Raw genomic sequence first — 16,640 nt, 5'->3', positions numbered from 1 at the left:
TCGGATGGCCGACCGGCACCCGCAAGGCCACGGCTTCCTCGAACGGCTCCTCTCGCCGCGGTGGTTCATGCCGACGGCCATCGTCCTGGTGCGCGCCTACGCCCGGCTGTTCCGCGGCCTGCGCGTCACGGGCCTCGAGCACGTGCCGCAGGGCACGGGGCTGGTGGTCGCCTGCAACCACGAGAGCAGCTGGGACCCGCCCATCGTCGGCGTCTCCATCAACCGGAAGCTCGAGTTCATGGCGAAGAAGGAGCTCTTCGTCAAGCCGCTCTCCAGGGCCGTGATGCGCGGGCTGCGCGCCTTCCCGGTGGACAGGGAGGGGCAGGACATCGGCGCGATCAAGGAGGCCCTCAGGCGCCTCCAGGCCGGCAGGGCCGTCGGCATCTTCGTACAGGGCACGCGCAACGCCGGCGGCGCGGCCGCCCTTGACGGCGCCGCCTACCTCGCCCAGCGCGCCGGCACGCCGCTCCTGCCCGCCGCCATCTGGCGCGAGCGGGGCAAGTTCAGGGTCGCGTTCGGACCCGCGCTCGAGGCAGCCGGGCGCACGCGGGACGACGCGTCCGAGCTGACAAAGGCCGTGATGCGCGAGATCGCGGCGCTGCTGCCGCCCGCGGAAGAAAGGGGCGGCGGGGGCGGGTAGACGCGCCCTGGCTACTCGCTCGTCGTGTTTCTCACAACGTCCGTTCGGCACGCGGACCGCCCATGGGCGCGAGTAGACTTGAGGACGCATGTCGCTCCTCGACCAGATCGGGCCCGTCATGGTCGGCCCCTCCAGTTCGCACACGGCGGGCGCCTGCCGCCTGGCGCTCCTCGCGCGGAACGTGCTCGGCGCCGAACCTAGGCACGCTCGCTTCGTGCTGCACGGCTCGTTCGCCAAGACCGCCAAGGGCCACGGCACGGACCTCGCGCTCGTGGCAGGCACGCTCGGCTACTACCCCGACGACGAGCGCATCCGCGACGCGTTCGAGCACGCCGCCGCCGCGGGCCTCGCTTACGAGTTCACCACCGCCGACCTTGGCGACATCCACCCGAACAGCGTGCTCATGGAGCTCAGCGCCGGCGGCGACGGCGCGAGCGTAGCCGTCCTCGGCTCCAGCCTCGGGGCCGGCTTCGTGCGCGTCGGTCAGGTCAACGGCTTCGACGTGCAGGTGAGCGGCGCCTACCACGCGCTGCTGGCGCTGCACACGGACCGTCCCGGCGTCATCGCGCGCGTCGCCAGCGTCGTCGCGGACGACGGCGGCAACATCGCCACGGCGTTCTCGGCCCGCCAGCGGCGCGGCGGGCACGCCATGCTGTCCATGGAGATAGATAGACCCCTCGCGGATTACGCGGTCACCTACCTGAGCAGCTTGCCGTACGTCCACTGGCTGCGGCTGCTGCCTGCCGTTATGGCGAGCGACGCCCCGAGCTCAACGGGTGCGGTCGCGGACGGAGATGCGCGATGACCCTGGCAGACATCATGCTCTACCCCGGTAAGGCCTCGGAGCTCGTCCTGCAAGACGACCTCGGCGACGACGCCGCGGCCAGGAGCCACCTCCTCACGACCATGCTCGCTCGCGTCGGCGAGATGCGCGACTCCATCCGCCGCGGCCTCGCCAGCACGGCCCCCAGTCGCACTGGCATGGTCGGGTGGAACGCCAAGACCCTCCACGACGCCCCGGACGCCCTGGACGCGCCGCTCCTCAAACGCGTGCAGGCGTACGCCATGGCCGTGAACGAGGAGAACGCGCGCATGGGCCGCATCGTCGCCGCGCCGACGGCCGGCAGCGCCGGGACCGTGCCGGGCGCGCTCATCGGCGTGGCCGATCACCTGGGCAAAGACGACTCCGACCTCGTGATGCCCCTCGTCCTGGCTGCGGGCATCGGGCAAGTCATCAGCAAGAGCATGTTCATCGCCGGCTCGACCGGCGGCTGCCAGGCCGAGATCGGCTCGAGCGCCGCCATGGCGGCCGCGGCCGTCACGGAGCTGCTGGGCGGGAGCGCCCGCGCCTGTGTGCACGCCGCCGCCCAGGCCCTCATGAACACCATCGGCCTGGTGTGCGACCCGGTCGGGGGCTACGTCGAGGTGCCGTGCGTGTCGCGCAACGCGTTCTACGCGGTGCACGCCGTCTCGGCGGCGCAGTTGGCCCTCGCCGGGGTCGAGTCGTTCATCCCGCCGGACGAGGTCGTCTACGCCATGGCCGCGGTCGGCCGCATGCTCCCGCCGGAGCTACGGGAGACAGGCGAGGGCGGGCTCGCCGACACGCCGACGGGGCGCCGCGTGGCCCTGAAGATGGCGCGCTGAGCGCGGGCTCCATGCTCTGACCGCGACGCGCGGGCGGCCCGGCCGACCATGTGCGCCACGGTGCACGCCGGGCCGCCAAAGCTTGTACAATCTTTCACAAGGGACTTTCGTCCCGTGCCCGGCCGGCGCCGGCCGGCGGCACGGCGCCGACGCGCCCAGACGGCGCACGAGCCTGTCCCTCGAAAGGTGGCGGTCCATGCCTAGCCGTCCACGCGTGGTGATCATCGGTGCCGGCTTCGGGGGCCTGCACGCGGCCAAACGACTGGCGCACGCCCCGGTCGACGTCCTGCTGATCGACCGGAACAACTACCACACCTTCCAACCCCTCCTCTACCAGGTGGCCACGGCGGCGCTCGACAGCGGCGACATCGCCTACCAGGTGCGGGGCATCTTCAGGCGTCAGGCCAACTTCCGCTTCAGACAAGGCGACGTCGTCGGCTTCGACCCCACGGCCAAGGAGGTCGAGCTCCGAGACGGCGAGCGTGTCGGCTACGACTACCTGGTGGTCGCCGCCGGCGCCGTGTACCACGACTTCGGCACTCCGGGCGTGCGCGAGAACGCCTTCGTGCTCAAGAGCCTGGAGAAGGCGGACGCCTTACGCTCTCACATCCTCGGGCGCTTCGAGGCGGCGGCGGCCGACCCGCGCAGCGTCGAGCGCGGCGCCCTGACGGTCGTCGTCGTCGGGGCCGGTCCTACCGGCGTCGAGATGGCCGGGGCGCTCGTCGAGCTGTTCGACCGCGTCCTCGGCGCCGACTACCCCGAGCTCGACCTGCGCCTGGCGCGCGTCGTGGTCGTCGAGGCCGGCACGGGCGTGCTGCCCACCTTCGGCGCCGGCTCGCAGCGCTACGCGGAGCGCGTGCTGCGCCGCCGCGGCGTCGACGTGCGGCTCGGCTCCACGGTCGCCGAGGTACGCGCGGACGCCGTGGTGCTGCGCTCCGGCGAGGTCATCCCCACCCAGACCGTCGTGTGGGCCGCCGGCGTGCGCGCCCACCCCGTCGGCGAGGTGCTGGCCGAGAGCCTGGGCGAGGCGCTGCAGCGGGGCTGGCGCCTCACCGTGGAGCCTGACCTCAGCCTGCCGGGGCACCCGGAGCTCTTCGCGGTCGGCGACGTGGCGGGGGCCCAGGGCCCGGACGGCAGGCTCCTACCGCAGGTGGCGCAGGTGGCCATCCAGGGCGGCAAGCACGTGGCGCGCGCCGTGGTCCGCCGCCTGCAAGGGCTGCCGTCCGAGCCGTTCAAGTACCACGACCTCGGCAGCATGGCCATCATCGGTCGCAACGCCGGCGTGGCCGAGCTCTCCCCCGCACTCCTCGGCCTGAAGCTGCGGGGCTTCCTCGGGTGGCTGGGCTGGCTCTTCTTGCACCTCGTCTACCTGCCGGGCTTCCGCAACCGCTTCTCCGCCCTCTTCAGCTGGGCCTACGAGTACTTGACGTACGACCGCCACGCGCGCCTGATCCTCACGCAGCGGCCGGACACCTGGGAAGCGGAGCCCGCGCCGTCAACCCTGAGCGACGTGGCGCCTCACGGTGAAACGCTCGACCAGGTCCTGACGTAGCGTGACGCCAAGGCCGGGGCCGTCGCTCGGCAGGCGCTGAACGCCGTCGACGGCGTCGAGCCGCTGCTCGACGATGTCGTCGTCGCCCCAGTAGCGGCTGGCGCTGGCGGTGTCACCAGGGAGCGTGTAGTTCTCGAGCGTGCTCATGTGCAGGTTGTGCGCGCGGCCCACCCCGAGCTCGAGCATGCCGCCGCACCACACCGGCGCGCCGAAGGCTAGGGCCACGTCGTGCACCCGCCGCGCCTCCAGGTGACCGCGCACGCGCCCAAGCTTGACGTTGATGACGCGGCCGGCGTCCAGCGCCAACCCCTTGCGGGCGTCGGCCGCCGAGTGCACGGACTCGTCGAGGCAGATGGGCGTGAGGAGCAAAGACTGGAGCTTGGCGTGGTCCACGAGGTCGTCGTGCGCGAGCGGCTGCTCGATGTAGTCGAGCCCGAGCTCGTCGAGCTCGCGGAACACGCGCGCGTCGGTCAGCCGGTAGGCGCTGTTGGCGTCGACCGTCAGGTGCGTGTCAGGCAGCGCGTCCCTGACGGCGCGGAGCGGAACCACGTCCCAGCCCGGCTTGATCTTGAACTTCAGGCGCTTGTACCCTTCCGCGACGTGGTGCTGGGCCTCGGCGACCGTCGCCTCCGTCGTGGCCTGGATGCCGAGCGAGGCGCCGACCTCGATGACCTCGCGCGCGCCGCCCAGGAGGCGCCAGAGCGGCAGCCCGGCCGCCTTGGCCTGCAGGTCCCAGAACGCCGTCTCGAGCGCCGCCACGGCCATGTTGTGGCCGCGGATGCCCTTGATGGCGGCGAGCAGTTGGGCGGGCGTCTGGAAGTCGCGCCCGACGACGCGCGGGAGGACGTACTCCTCGAGGGCCGTCCAGGCCACGGACGCCGTCTCGTAGCTGTAGCCGGGGACGCGGTTGGCCGTGACCTCGCCGTAACCTTCCAACCCGCCAGAGTGCAGGACGAGCAGGACCTTGTGCAGGTCGCGCTCGACGCCGAAGCTGGTCTCGAAACGGAACTTGATGTCCACCGCCAGTGCGCGCAGTTCCACGCGTTCGATCTTCATGAGGAGCCTCCGGCCGCCCAGCATATGCCGCCGGCGCCCCCGACCGGCCCCGCGCCGGCGGCAGCGCGGCTACCGGTTCTAGAACTCGTCCGGGAACTGCAGACCGCGCTTCACCGGGGCGTCCGGTAGCGTGGGCGAACCCGACGTTGGCGCGCCAGACTCGGACCCGGTGGCGGGAACCGGCGTGGAACCACCGACAGGCGGCCGCGTCTCGTCCGTGGCGCGGGCGGCGGCCGACGCCGCCGAGCGGTCGCGTTCCGCGCGGGCGGCGCGGTAACCCTCCACCTGCCGCCTGAGACCGTCCGTCCGCTCCCGGACGACCCCGGCGAAGGCAGCACGTCTGGCCTGCCGCCGCTCGCGCGCATACTCCAGCCCCTCGAACCGCCTGCGGTCCTCCGAGGCGAGCCTCGGGGCGGCCTCCGTGCGCCCCTCGAGCGCCTTCACCCGGTAGCGCCTCGCCCACGGCTCCCACTCGAGGGGTGCGGCCAGCCTGAAGGTCCGGGCCTTGAGCTTGTTGGAGTAGAGGTACAGCTCGATGACTCCGCCGTGGCCCGGGAGGTCGAAGAGGTCGGCGGCCACGTCGACCGCGCCGTTGGGCGGCACGACGGCGCCCGCCTCCGCGACGACGGGCAACCCGCCGCGCCCCGCGCGCACCGCGAGCTCCAGCAGTTGCACCGGGTAGGGGTTCAGGTTGCTCAGGGCCAGCTTGAGCAGGTACTTGCCGCCGGCCGGCGCCTCGAGACGCGAGTCGAGGCTGCCGTCGACCTTGCTCTCGACGAACGCCCGATCCCCGTCACCGAGTAGCGCGATCTCGCCGTGCGACATCATCATCTCGGGCACGAAGCGACGGCGCCTGCGCCGCCTGGCCGCCGCGACAAGCAGTAGCACGAGGACGACGAGCAGGAGCGCCAGACCGGCGGCCGACCATACGGTAGCGGTCCATGCCGTCGGGTCCGACGAGCCGCCCAGCACCGTCGACACCCACTCGACGACGGCCCGGTACGTGTTAGCGACTGCTTCGCCGGCTAGCTGGAGGAAACGCAGCATCTTCTCGTATTCTGCCCGGCACTGCCGGACGTTCCAAGTCTAGCGCCCGACATGGTGAGAACACTGCGCCCGGGTGAGGCGGTAGCATCGCACGGTGAGCTCGCCATGACGCAGTCGCGTGCACCGGCGGTGGTCGTCACGGCCGACGGGTCCCGCACCCTCGCCTCCCCTATCGGTGAGGCGTACAAGTCGCTCCACGGTGCCCTCAGCGAGGCAAGAAGCGTCTACCTCGAGGGGAGCGGCGTCGCCGACCGCCTCGCCCGTGGGTGGGGCGCGGACGTGCTCGAGGTCGGCTTCGGTACCGGCCTCAACTTCCTCGTGAGCGCGACCGCCGCGGTGGAGAGCGGCGCCGCGCTGCGCTACCGGGCGCTGGAGCTGGCGCCCCCGAGCGCGGCGACGCTGCGCGAGCTGCGCTACGCCGAGCTGCTGGCCCCGTCCCGACTGCCCGAAGCCCTGATCGCCTGGCGCGCCGGTCTCGGTATGAGCGCGCGGGCAGGCTGGCACGCCTTCGAGCACGACCGCGTCAGTCTGGAGCTGTTCGTCGGCGACGCCCTGTCCTCGGCATGGGAGGCCGGCGATCTCCCCCAGGTCGACGCCGTGTACCACGACTCCTTCGGCCCGGCCAACGCGCCCGGGCTCTGGTCCGGCGCGTTCCTCGCCCGCCTGGCGCGCGTCCTCAAGCCCGACGGTAGGCTCGTCAGCTTCTGCGTCGCCGGCGCCGTGCGCCGGGCGCTCGCGGACGAGGGCCTGGAGGTCGCCAAGGCGCCCGGACCGGTGGGCGGCAAGCGCGAGGTCCTCGTGGCGCGCAGGCCGGCGGCATGAACGGGCTCGAGAGCGGGGGCACGAGCCCGTCAGGCAGCGGGTTCCGTGGCGGACCCGCTGCCCGGTTCGGAAGCGGTCTCCTCGACGAAGTCGGCGGCGAGGTCAGCGGCGAGACGGGCAGCGAAGGGACCGCGCATGCGGCCGTCGACGTGCTAGTCATCGGCGGGGGGATAGCGGGCGCCACGTTGCATTACTACCTAGCGCGCTCCGGGGTGGACTCGCTGCTCGTGGATGCCGGCGCGGAGGGCGCCTCCGGCGCTTCCAGCGTCCCTGCCGCGCTCCTCAACCCCAACCGCGGCCGCAGCGGCCGGTCGTCGCTCGCCGACCAGGAAGGGTTGGCCGCCTTCTGGCGGCTGGTGGCGGAGCTGGAAGCGGCGGGCCACGAACCGGGCGCCACGCGGAGCGGCGTGCTGCGCGTAGCGGACAACCCGCGCCAGGCGCGCGCCTGGCGGCGCCTGCCCGACACGACGTGGCTCGAGCCGGGCGCGGTCGACCCCGTCTACCACGCTCCGTTCGGCGCCATGCTCGTCGAGCGCGGCGGGTGGGTACGCCCGGCGCTGCTCCTCGGCGCGCTCGAGGCGGGCGCGGCGGCGGCCGGCGGCCGGACGCGGCGCGGCATCGACGTCGGCGGCCTGAGCGAGACGGTCACGGGCGTGAGCGCGACGATCGACGGCGGCGCGATCGTCGCCCGCAAGGCGGTGCTCTGCACGGGCGCCGCGACGCGCCCCGGCCTCAGGCAACCGGCGTTCGAGACGGTGTGGGGCGAGGCCTTGGTCCTCAGCGCGCCGGTCGCGGCGCCCTACCCGCTCGCCGGCGCAGTCGTCGCGGCGTTCGGGCCGGTCGGCCCCGCCGGCATGGCCGAGGTCTATGTCACGGGCGGCCACTCCGCCGCGCCGGCACCGGCCTGGCCTCACGAGCAGTGGTCGGGACCGGCGCCGGAGGGCGATGGCGGAGCGGAGGGCGATGGCGTGGCCGGCGTGGCCCGCCCGCCGCACCCGCTCGTCTCCGCGTTGGCCTGGCAGGTGCCGGGCGTGGCCGGCGCGCGCGTCGTGCGGCGCTGGGTGGGCGCGCGTGCCAAGCGCCCGTCGGGCGAGCCGGTAGCGCGGCGCCTGACGCGCAACGTCCACGTGCTCGGGGCACTGGGAGGGCGCGGCTTCCTCCGCGCCGCCACGCTCGCCGAGGCGCTCGGCCGACGCCTGGTCGAGGAGCTGGCCCGCTAGCGCTCCAAAGCGTCGACGGCCGCCATCAGGTGCAGCACGCGACCGGCCATGAGCCGCGCCACCTCACGGTGCAGGTCGGCGGCCAGTCCGGGGGCCTCGGCCGTGAGCCGCGCCAGGGCCGCCTCGCCCAGCACCAGCAGCGTCGATTCGCGGTCGGCGCGCACCGTTGCGCTACGCAGCCCACCGCGGTAGAACCCGAGCTCGCCGAGCAGCCCGCCGGAGCGTAGGGTCTCCAGGCGCGTGGTCGCGCCGTTTCCGCCTTCCGCTACCGCGGTCATCTGGCCCTCGACGAGGAAGTAGAGCTCGTCCGCCTTGTCGCCCTTGTGGATGAGCACCTCGCCGGCGCGCAGCTCCCTGCGGGTCAGGTAGGGCAACAGGTCGGCGAAGTCGAAGCCGGCGCCGGAGTAGTAGGCGACCGCGTCGGCCTCGGTGCCGCGCGCGTCGCGTTTCGCGTCCCAGCGCTCGAGCAGCCGCTCCTCGGCGTGCTCGAGCGCCGTGTCGAGCTTGGCGAAACGGAACGCCGCGCCGGCCTCCTCACCGCCCTGCCGCCGCCGACCGAGGCGCCGGTAGAGGCGCTCCGGCACGGCGCTGAGCAGCAGTTCGAACCCGGAGCTCTCGCCGAGCTTGAAGACGTCCTCGATCGTCGCCAGGCCGGTGGCGTCGACCCCCGACACGCGCGAGAAGTCTAGGATGACCGACCGCACGGGCGGCCCGGAGCGCACGCGGCGTTCCAGGCGTTCGAGCAGCGCGGTGGCGGTCCCGAAGAACAGGAACCCCTGGAGCTGCACGACCATGAGCTCGCCGCCGTGCTCGGCCAGGCGCGCCAGTTCCGCCGCGCTGCGCGTGACGCGCGAGCGCAGGTCGGCGCCGCCAAGCGCGTACCTGACGGCGTCCGTGCGGCTCGAGCTGATCACGAACAGGACGACGGTGAGGACGAGACCGACCCCGACGCCGGGCAACACCCCCGCCACGACGATGACAGCGAGGATGGCGACCACCACTAGGTACTCGCTGAGCGGCAGGTCGAAGAGCGCCTCGTAGAGCCACTGGTGGAGGAACTTGAGGCCGAAGTACGCCAGCAGGCCGCCCACGACAGCCTTCGGCACGAGCGCCACGACCCCGGCGCCGAACAGGAGGCACGCGGCCATGGCGCCGACGGCGACGATGGGAGCGTAGCGTGAGCCGGTGCCGGCGGTGAAGTTGAACGTCGAGAAGCTCAGGCTCTGGTAGCCGGGGGAGCCGCCGAGCCCGCCGGCCAGCAGGTTGCCGAGGCCGGCGGCGCGGAGCTCGCGGTTGAGGTCGCCCTTGCGCCCCGTCACCCGCTCGACGCCGATGGCGTTCAGCAGGAGCGCGATCAACGCGATGAGTATCGCGGAGGCCATGGTGGGCAGGTGATCGAGCACGACGTCCCACCGCACCGCCTGCAGCTCGGAGGCCTTGAACGGGGCCAGCAGGGAGCCGGCGGGGAACGGCCCGAGCAGAAGGCCGCGCGCGCGCCAGCCGTCCACGTCGCCGCCCGTGACGGCCATGACGACGTAGAAGCCGATGGTGACGATCAGCATCGTGACGGGCCAGACGAGGAAGTGGCGGTAGAGGCGCGTGAGCACCAACAGGGTGACGGCGAGCGCGACGCCCGGCGCCCACAGCACGAGCCTGTCGGCCGCGAGGAGGTCGGTGAGGTAGTGCAGGCTGGGCCTGACGCCGGACATGACGCCCACCCCGCCCGTGAGGAGGAGCCAGCCCGTTCCGGCCATGAAGCCGCCCAATACAGGGTAGGGCAGGTACCGCACGAGGCTGCCGAGCCGGAAGAGGCCGAACAGCATGAACACGACCCCGGTCGCCAGGGCGGTGCAGGCCGCGATGGCGACCATCGTGAAGAACCGCTCCTCGCCGGCTAGCGGGGCTCCGGCCACCACCTGCGTGCCGAGCGCCGCCGCCAGAGCGCCGAGCACGGCGGCTGGCGCGTCCTGCGCGTTGGCGAAGATCCCGGGCAACGAGGTGAGGAGCGTGACCACGAGAGGGAGCATGGCCCCGCCGAGCAACACGAGCCCGATGCCGCGCCCGAGGTACTCGGGCTGGCCGCCGTACAGGAGGGCGGCTAGCGAGATGTCCATGGTGATCGCCAGGGCGCCGAGCACCAGGCCGACGCTCGTGTTCTGCACGAACCAGGCCACGGAGAAGGCACGCCCGGCGCCGGAGCGCGCCTTACCCGACCGAGGCTCCGCCGCACTCACCTCGGAAGCCGCGAGGGATCCCTTGCGCCGCACGGGGCCGGGCACAAGGGCTCAGTAGAAGCAGCCGTCGGCCAGCGCGCTGTTCGGCCCGTAGAACGGGACCATGCCGGTTCCGCCGTAAGCCAGGGCCGGATGCTCTCCCGCGGCAGGCTCGCCGCAGACGGGCACGTTGCTCATGCCGTCTATGCCGAGGAAGAGGCTCACTATGGGCGCCGCGAACGACGTGCCGGCGTACGCGACGGTGCTGCCCCCGCCCGACGCGAGCTCGAAGAGCCCGCCGGGCGCGGCGACCTCCGCCAGGTTCGAGTAGCTCGCCCCGGCGTATCCACCCGCGGTGGCCGCCAGCGACCCGACGCTAACGACGTTGGTCGCCGCGGCCGGGTAGAGCGGGTAGCCGTTGCCGTAGTTGCCCGACGAGGCGACCAGGAACAGGCTCCGCACGATCGCGAGGCTGGGGAAGTCCTCGTCGAGGCCCGTACCGTCGCAGTACTGACCGTTCACGCTCGGCAGCGGGCAGTCGGTGAAGGAGAGGAGCGGGTCGCTGCCGAGGTCGACGGGGGTGGAGACGAGCTCGTCGAGGTCGCCGACGTACTGCGCGCCAACGTGGTTGCTCGCCGCCAGCGCCGTCAGGTAGTCCTGGAAGGTCGCGAGCCCCGCCGTGGCGTTGTAGTCCTGAAGCACGCTGCACGGCACGACGGCGAAGCTCATGTTCACGACCATCGCGCTGGCGCCCTCGACCTCGCCGTAATGCAGCATGGCGGCCTGCAGCCTGTCGGCGACGCTGTCGGTGTTGAGCTGGCCGACGTCGACGGCCTGGACGAAGAACTCGGTGCCCAGGTAACCGTACTCGTAGTAAGGCTGGCCGTCGAAGGTGCCCGAGGAGATCAGGTAGACGTCGTTGGAGGTGCCATGATCCATCGACTCCAGGATCTCCAGGACGTGATGCAGGACGAGGGTGCCGTGGGAGAACTGCCCCGTCAACGTAGCGAGGTCCGCCCCCGGTTGGAGGGCGGCCGCCGGCAACTCGAAGCCGTTCGTGAAGTCGTCGACTATGAAGACGACGGACCGCTTGCTGTTCCCGCCGCCGAGGAGCTGGCCGTACAGCTCGTCACCCACTTGTGCCGGCGTGACGAGCGTGCCGTTGAAGCTGCTCGTCTGCCCCTGGAACAGCCCGCCTACGGCGCCGACGGCCTGTAGACCGGCCCCGACGGCCTGTAGGCCCTGGCCTGGGCGCGTGAGGAACGACGCGGCGCAGTTGCCGGCCTGCTCGTCGAACGCGCCGCCCGAGAGGCTCGTCAGTTCACCGAGCGTGGCCGGCGGCGGGCCGTCGACGGGCGGGGCGGCCTGCGCCAGGACCTTGAAGCCGATGGGCAGCACGCCGAGCACGGACGGGACGGGCACGAAGCCGTCCGGCACCGCCTGACGGCCGAGGAAGAGGCCCTTGAACGCGAAGATGTCGAGGTAGCCGAGGCAGGCCTGCGAAGCGCCGTTGCAGACGGGCGCGTTGCCGGCGCCGGCGGCGCGGATCTCGGCCCGCAGGTACTGGCTCGCCTTGCGGTCGATGGTCGTGCCGAGCGCCAGCCAGACCGTGGCGTAGGTCGTGCCTTGCGTGAGGATCGTGCGTTTGGCGGTGGACAGCGTGCCGCTGAGCGCCGCGCCGCTCGCGACGCCCGTCACGGGGTCCACGTTGAAGAACTTGATCTCGAGGTCGAGGCCGCCAGCGAAGTCGCCCGTAGGGACCTTCTTGGCGAGCGGGGGGAGGAACCGCACGCGCAGCGCCTCGTCGATCGGCAGGTTCAGCGCCTCCAGCTCGGCGGCCTGGTCGAACTCCGGGTCGGCGGCGGGGGCGGGCGGCGGCGCCGTCTGGCACGACGCGAGGGCGAGCACCAAGGCAAGGCCGAGCAGGCGTCCGCCTAGACGCCAGCCACGCATACGACGACGCTTCACAAGGTCCGCACCAGCCATCGAGGCCCTCCAGCCGACAGGGCGGCAGGGGCTACACGCGTTATCCAGCTGCCCCGGTCGTCCGCCAGATTATCTAGCGCTTCAAGATACAGCTTCACGCGGGCGCGGGCGGCGCAGACGCCACCCCGGCGCCCGACCTAGCCGTGTAGAGCCCAGGCGACGATGGCGGCGAGCGGCCCGTCGACGAGCCGGGCCGGAACCGCCACGTGCTCGCCGCGCGCCCTACCCACGGCTAGCGCCGTGCGGACGTCCTCGTCCACGGCGGCGCCGATGCGCCCTAGGAGCAGCTCGGCCGCGCGCGCCATGCGGGCGGCGTCCACGCCCTCGGCCACCACGCTCGCCAGCCCGGCCAGCGCGGCGGCGGTCTCGCGGCCGTTGTCGATGGCGCTCGCGAACCCGACGCTCTCCAGGTAGAGCCGCCTGGCCTCCTCGGTCGCGCCAAGGCGCGCCACCAACCCCGCGAGGTTGTTGAGCGAGACGGCCAGGCCGAGCCGGTCGCCGAGCTCGCGCCTTGACGCGAGGCTCCGCTCGTAGAGCGCCCGCGCGCCGGCCAGGTCGCCGCGTTCGGCCACCATGTAGCCGAGGTTGTTCAGCGCGACCGCGACGCCGGCCACATCGCCGAGGCGCTCCCTGATCTGGAGGCTCTCGGCGAACAGCTCCTCCGCGCGCGCGCCGTCGCCGGCGTTGGCCGAGACGATCGCCAGGTTGTTGAGCGCGTTCGCGACGCCGTACTCGTCGCGCGCCTCCCGGCGCAGCTCCAGGCTGGCGAGGAACGCGGCCTCCGCCGCCTCGGCCTCGCCGCGGTAGAGGTGGATGTTCGCCGTGCCGTGCAGCGCCCTGGCCGCCACGCGCGCGTCGCCCGCCGCGCGCGCCAACGCCACCGCCTCCGCGAGGAGCGCCTCCGCCTCGTCGTAGCTGCCCAGATGCCACAGCACGTTGCCGCCCAACGCCAGGAGGACGCGGGTCAGCTCCGCGCCGTCGCCGAGCTCCCGGCATAGGCCCGCGGCGGCCTCGAGCCGCGCCTTGGCGCGACCGTGGTCGCCCTGGCGCTCGTAGAGCTCGCCGAGGAGCCGCAGCGCGGCGGCCTCGCGCGGCCGCGCGCCCACGGCCGCCGCCAGCGCCGCCGCCGCCTCGAGGCGCCCCTCCGCGGCGCCGTAGGCGCCTACGAAGGTCATGACCTCCCCGAGCTCGATCAGCGTCGGCAGGCGTTCGGCGCCTTCCTGCAGGGCGAGGAGCCGCTCGAAGTAGGCGATCGCGGCCGCGTTCGCGTACGCGGCCTTGGCGGCGGCGGCCGCCGCCCCCAGGTAGTGGCGCGCCTTCGCCACGTCGTCGCCGAGCGCGAAGTGATACGCGAGCAGGTCGAGGTTGGGCTCCGAGGCGCTGGCGACGTGGCGCTCGATGAACCGGCCGAGCCGCGTGTGCAGGAGCAGCCTGGTGGCTTGCGAGAGGCTGTCGTACGTGACGTCGCGCGTGATGGCGTGGTTGAAGGCGTGCGTCTGCGGCTCGGCGGCGACGCGCTCGGTCAAGCCGGCCTGGTCGGTGGCCGCGAAGGCGCTCGCGGCGGCCCGATCGTCCACGGTCTCGTCGTCCGCGGTCCCGTCGTCCGCGGTCCCGTCGTCCACAGCCTCCTGGCAGGCGCCCACCCAACGGACCCGGAACTGCTTCCCTACGACGCTCGCCACCTTGAGGCTGAGGAGCGCGCCTAACTCCAGGCGGTCGAGGCGCCCGAGGATGAGGCTATGCAAGCTGGTTGGTAGCTCCGCCAGGTCGGCCGGGTCGTGGCGCCCACCGGCCAGCGCCGCCCGCTGGATCAGATCGGTCAGCAGCTCACCCAAGTAGAAGGGGTTGCCGCCGGAACGCTCCACGATCCGCGCCGCCAACTCGTCGCTCACCGGGAAGGCCTGCCCCGCGCCGGCCAACCGCGCGGCCACCACTTCCAGCGCGGCCGCCTCGTCCAGGGGCCCCAGCCGCAAGACCCGCACGCCAGGCACGTCGCCAGCGGCCCTCTCCCGCTCGTCGTCAAGCGGCCTGGCCGAGGTGAGCACCAGCGCAGGCAGAGTGGGCACCGTCCGGGCCAGCTCGGCGAGCAGCTCGGCGGAGGCGGGGTCGAGCCAGTGGAGGTCCTCGAGCAGGAGCACGAGGGTGCGGCCCTGCCGCGCCGTGTCTCGCGCCGCGTGGCGGAAGAGATTGAGCAGCAGGGCGAGCCGCCGGGCGCTGCGCTCCTCGGCGTCGGACGCCACGGAGCGCTCGGCCGACGGCGCGGGGAGGTCGAGGAGCGGAGCCAACAGCTCGGCCTGGTCCACGAGCACGGGGTCGACGGCGGCCAAGGCGGCCTCGAGACGCCGCGCCCGCTCCGCGGCGGAGCCCGTTGCCTCAAGAGCGAGGAGTTGCTGGAACACGCCCTTCCACAACTGGTAAGGCGCGGTGCGCCCGAATGCCTGGCAAGCGCCACCGACGACGCGCACGCCCTCGGCGCCGGCCAGCGCGCGGCCGAGCAACTCCGACTTGCCCATGCCGGCCTCGGCCACGACCTGGATCACCCCGCCGCGCCCTGCCGCCGCAGCCGCGATGCCCGCGGAGATGGCCGCGAGCTCTGCGGCCCGCCCCACCAGCGGTCGGCCGCTCGCCTCCGCCCTCCGGCGGCCGGAGCCGACCAGCCTGCCCGAGAGTTCGAAGGCGGCCACGGGCTCGGCGCTGCCCTTCACGACGACGCCGGGGAGCGGCCGCAGGTCGAAGCCGCCGCCGAGCGCTTCCTCGAAGGCCCCGCTGACGTAGATGCTCGCGTGCGGCGCGGCGCTCATCATGCGCGCAGCCATGTTCGTGCCGCGCCCCAGGGCACCGTACGTGCGGCGTGCCGCCGAGCCGTACGCCCCCGTGCGCGCCGTCCCGTAGCCGAGGCCGATCTTCAGTTCGTCGACGAACGGGAGCTCGAGCACGGCCTCGCGCAGGTCGAGGGCGGCCGCGGCGCAGCGGGCCACGTCGTCCTCGTGCGCCACGGGCGCACCGAATGCCGCGTAGAGGTACGTGCCCTTGTCGCCGGTGGTGAGCTGCAGCACGTCGCCGCCGTACTCCGTCACGCACTGCTGGACGCGGCGCACGAGCAGGTCGAGCTTCGCGCCGGCCGCCTCGTCGTGCGTCAGGTCGATGCCGGCGAAGGCGAGGAACAGCGCCGCGACCGGCCGCAGTTCCGTGAGGAAGTCCCCTCCGCCGGCGCTCAGCCGTCTCTTCACGGTCGGCAGCAACCAGCGGCCGAGCTCGTGCTCACCAGGCATGGGCCGGCCAAGGGCGTGCTGGTCATGGGCGTGCCGGTAACGGCCCTGCTGGTCGGGACCGAGCACCTTGCCGACCGCCATGGCGCCGGCCGGCGCGGTCGCATGCGCGAGGGGTCTCAGCTCCACCAGGTCGCCGACGGCCGCCGCCACGGCGGCGCTGAGCACGACCTGGCCCCTGCCCGAGGCGTCGTTGAGGGCCTCGAGCTCGGCCACCGGGTCGCCGGCGACGACATCGAGCAGCTGCACCGCCTCGTCGCCCACCGTGAAGCGCCTCACGGCTCCGCTGCCGACGGCGACCTTGACGTCCAGGGTGATGGTCGTCGCGGTGGGCGCGCCCCGTATGTCGATGGCGGCGAAGGGGACCATGGCGGCCTGCATGGCGACGGCGCACGCCACGGCGGCGTGGCCGTCGTCGGCCGGGAACCAGCAGGTGATGGCGTCGCCCGCGAAGCCTATGACGCTGCCCGACCGGGCATGCACCTCGCCGATCAGCGCCTCGTACAGGCGGTTCAGGTAGACGGGGACTTCCTCCGCCCCGCGCCGGGGGCCGAACAGCTCGGCGAGGGTGGTGGTCAGGGCGGTGAAGCCGGCGACGTCGGCGAACAGGACGGCGCCCTCACTCGCCTCGGGCACGGCGGGGCCGCCCCCCAGCTCGGCCAAGCGATCCTCAGGGAGGTAGGCGCCCAGCGCGCCCAGCAGGTCGGTCAGGCTACCGCCACCGCGAACAGCTCGTCCGCCAGGCGGAAGAGCGCCTCCTTGGTGAAGCGCCGCGGCCCTTCGCTCAGGCCGGAGCCGTCCTTGGCGAGCGCCAGCTTCCGGTACACGTGCGACTCGAAGGGGTGCAGCACGACCTCCTTGAAGACGGAGGCGCGCTGGCTGGCGGACGCGAGCAGGATGGGCTCGTCGTCATCGTTCGAGAGGCTCGCCGAGAGGATGGTGGTCGGGAGGTCGTAGGGGCGGGCCATGCGGTAGATGTAGTCGGTGAAGTCCGCCTGCTTCACGAACCGGACGCCCTCGTTCTCGGCCGCGTACTCGCGCATCCACTCGAGCAGGTCGGCCCAGGCCTGGTAGAACGCCATGTCCTTCTCTGTCATGGGCTCATTCTATCCGGGGGCGCGCAGGGCGCGACCGGCGTGGGGCGCTCCGTACGAGCGGCGCGGCAGGGCGTGCGTTCCGGGCGGCGCGGGG

The 16,640-nt window shown here is 73.0% G+C and carries 12 protein-coding genes; 6 read left to right on the top strand and 6 right to left on the bottom strand.

Annotation, left to right across the window (positions count from 1 at the left end):
• The first annotated feature begins 4 nt into the window (after nucleotides 1-4).
• The 4 genes from M9914_06515 (at nucleotide 5) to M9914_06500 (ending at nucleotide 3,836) form a co-directional block, all read left to right on the top strand.
• Nucleotides 5-640, top strand: coding sequence for a 1-acyl-sn-glycerol-3-phosphate acyltransferase (locus M9914_06515; protein MCO5173831.1), 636 nt, complete (start codon nucleotides 5-7; stop codon nucleotides 638-640).
• 88 nt (nucleotides 641-728) lie between these two features.
• Nucleotides 729-1,445, top strand: coding sequence for an L-serine ammonia-lyase, iron-sulfur-dependent subunit beta (gene sdaAB / locus M9914_06510; GenBank protein MCO5173830.1), 717 nt, complete (start codon nucleotides 729-731; stop codon nucleotides 1,443-1,445).
• A complete protein-coding gene (gene sdaAA, locus M9914_06505) occupies nucleotides 1,442-2,284 on the top strand; it encodes an L-serine ammonia-lyase, iron-sulfur-dependent, subunit alpha (protein ID MCO5173829.1) in 843 nt (280 codons plus the stop codon). The genes sdaAB and sdaAA overlap by 4 nt, the downstream gene beginning before the upstream one ends.
• 196 nt (nucleotides 2,285-2,480) lie before the next feature.
• The gene (locus tag M9914_06500) at nucleotides 2,481-3,836 is read left to right on the top strand and encodes an NAD(P)/FAD-dependent oxidoreductase (GenBank protein MCO5173828.1); all 1,356 of its coding nucleotides are present in this window, start codon (nucleotides 2,481-2,483) and stop codon (nucleotides 3,834-3,836) included.
• On the opposite strand, the gene menC is transcribed toward M9914_06500, so the two are convergent.
• Together menC and M9914_06490 are read right to left on the bottom strand one after the other, a co-directional pair.
• Nucleotides 3,780-4,892 (bottom strand): o-succinylbenzoate synthase, encoded by a 1,113-nt coding sequence (menC, locus tag M9914_06495; GenBank protein MCO5173827.1) that lies wholly within the window; start codon nucleotides 4,890-4,892, stop codon nucleotides 3,780-3,782. The two genes, M9914_06500 and menC, sit on opposite strands and share 57 nt — an antisense overlap.
• A gap of 78 nt (nucleotides 4,893-4,970) precedes the next feature.
• Complete coding sequence (locus tag M9914_06490) at nucleotides 4,971-5,939, bottom strand: hypothetical protein (protein ID MCO5173826.1); 969 nt, start codon at nucleotides 5,937-5,939, stop codon at nucleotides 4,971-4,973.
• A gap of 105 nt (nucleotides 5,940-6,044) precedes the next feature.
• Here M9914_06490 and mnmD point away from each other — a divergent pair, with 105 nt between their 5' ends.
• The gene (mnmD, locus tag M9914_06485) at nucleotides 6,045-6,761 is read left to right on the top strand and encodes a tRNA (5-methylaminomethyl-2-thiouridine)(34)-methyltransferase MnmD (protein MCO5173825.1); all 717 of its coding nucleotides are present in this window, start codon (nucleotides 6,045-6,047) and stop codon (nucleotides 6,759-6,761) included.
• Nucleotides 6,758-7,981 carry an FAD-binding oxidoreductase gene (locus M9914_06480; GenBank protein MCO5173824.1) on the top strand — a complete coding sequence of 408 codons (1,224 nt, stop codon included), beginning with the start codon at nucleotides 6,758-6,760 and terminating at the stop codon, nucleotides 7,979-7,981. Before mnmD ends, M9914_06480 begins: the two co-directional genes overlap by 4 nt.
• On the opposite strand, the gene M9914_06475 is transcribed toward M9914_06480, so the two are convergent.
• The 4 genes from M9914_06475 to M9914_06460 all read right to left on the bottom strand — a co-directional run bounded on the left by M9914_06475 (nucleotide 7,978) and on the right by M9914_06460 (nucleotide 16,546).
• On the bottom strand, nucleotides 7,978-10,248 hold the full coding sequence (locus M9914_06475) for a SulP family inorganic anion transporter (GenBank protein ID MCO5173823.1): 2,271 nt from the start codon (nucleotides 10,246-10,248) through the stop codon (nucleotides 7,978-7,980). The two genes, M9914_06480 and M9914_06475, sit on opposite strands and share 4 nt — an antisense overlap.
• Nucleotides 10,249-10,266: 18 nt before the next feature.
• Complete coding sequence (locus M9914_06470) at nucleotides 10,267-12,147, bottom strand: S8/S53 family peptidase (protein MCO5173822.1); 1,881 nt, start codon at nucleotides 12,145-12,147, stop codon at nucleotides 10,267-10,269.
• Between the two features lie 170 nt (nucleotides 12,148-12,317).
• A complete protein-coding gene (locus tag M9914_06465; GenBank protein ID MCO5173821.1) occupies nucleotides 12,318-16,112 on the bottom strand; it encodes a tetratricopeptide repeat protein in 3,795 nt (1,264 codons plus the stop codon).
• Nucleotides 16,113-16,156: 44 nt separating this feature from the next.
• Nucleotides 16,157-16,546, bottom strand: a complete 390-nt coding sequence (locus tag M9914_06460) for an NADH-quinone oxidoreductase subunit 15 (protein MCO5173820.1) — start codon at nucleotides 16,544-16,546, stop codon at nucleotides 16,157-16,159.
• Nucleotides 16,547-16,640: the final 94 nt, after the last annotated feature.

The sequence above is a fragment of the Trueperaceae bacterium genome (genome assembly GCA_023954415.1).
Classification (GTDB): Bacteria; Deinococcota; Deinococci; order Deinococcales; family Trueperaceae; genus JAAYYF01.
Note: the sequence above shows the minus strand (reverse complement) of the source record. Positions and strands in the feature narration are given on the sequence as shown.

What these genes read in the sequence shown, in the direction of transcription:
- M9914_06515 (MCO5173831.1), top strand. Translation starts at nt 5, where the DNA reads ATGGCCGACCGGCACCCGCAAGGCCACGGCTTCCTCGAACGGCTCCTC.
- sdaAB (MCO5173830.1), top strand. Translation starts at nt 729, where the DNA reads ATGTCGCTCCTCGACCAGATCGGGCCCGTCATGGTCGGCCCCTCCAGT.
- sdaAA (MCO5173829.1), top strand. Translation starts at nt 1,442, where the DNA reads ATGACCCTGGCAGACATCATGCTCTACCCCGGTAAGGCCTCGGAGCTC.
- M9914_06500 (MCO5173828.1), top strand. Translation starts at nt 2,481, where the DNA reads ATGCCTAGCCGTCCACGCGTGGTGATCATCGGTGCCGGCTTCGGGGGC.
- menC (MCO5173827.1), bottom strand. Translation starts at nt 4,892, where the DNA reads ATGAAGATCGAACGCGTGGAACTGCGCGCACTGGCGGTGGACATCAAG.
- M9914_06490 (MCO5173826.1), bottom strand. Translation starts at nt 5,939, where the DNA reads ATGCTGCGTTTCCTCCAGCTAGCCGGCGAAGCAGTCGCTAACACGTAC.
- mnmD (MCO5173825.1), top strand. Translation starts at nt 6,045, where the DNA reads ATGACGCAGTCGCGTGCACCGGCGGTGGTCGTCACGGCCGACGGGTCC.
- M9914_06480 (MCO5173824.1), top strand. Translation starts at nt 6,758, where the DNA reads ATGAACGGGCTCGAGAGCGGGGGCACGAGCCCGTCAGGCAGCGGGTTC.
- M9914_06470 (MCO5173822.1), bottom strand. Translation starts at nt 12,147, where the DNA reads ATGCGTGGCTGGCGTCTAGGCGGACGCCTGCTCGGCCTTGCCTTGGTG.
- M9914_06460 (MCO5173820.1), bottom strand. Translation starts at nt 16,546, where the DNA reads ATGACAGAGAAGGACATGGCGTTCTACCAGGCCTGGGCCGACCTGCTC.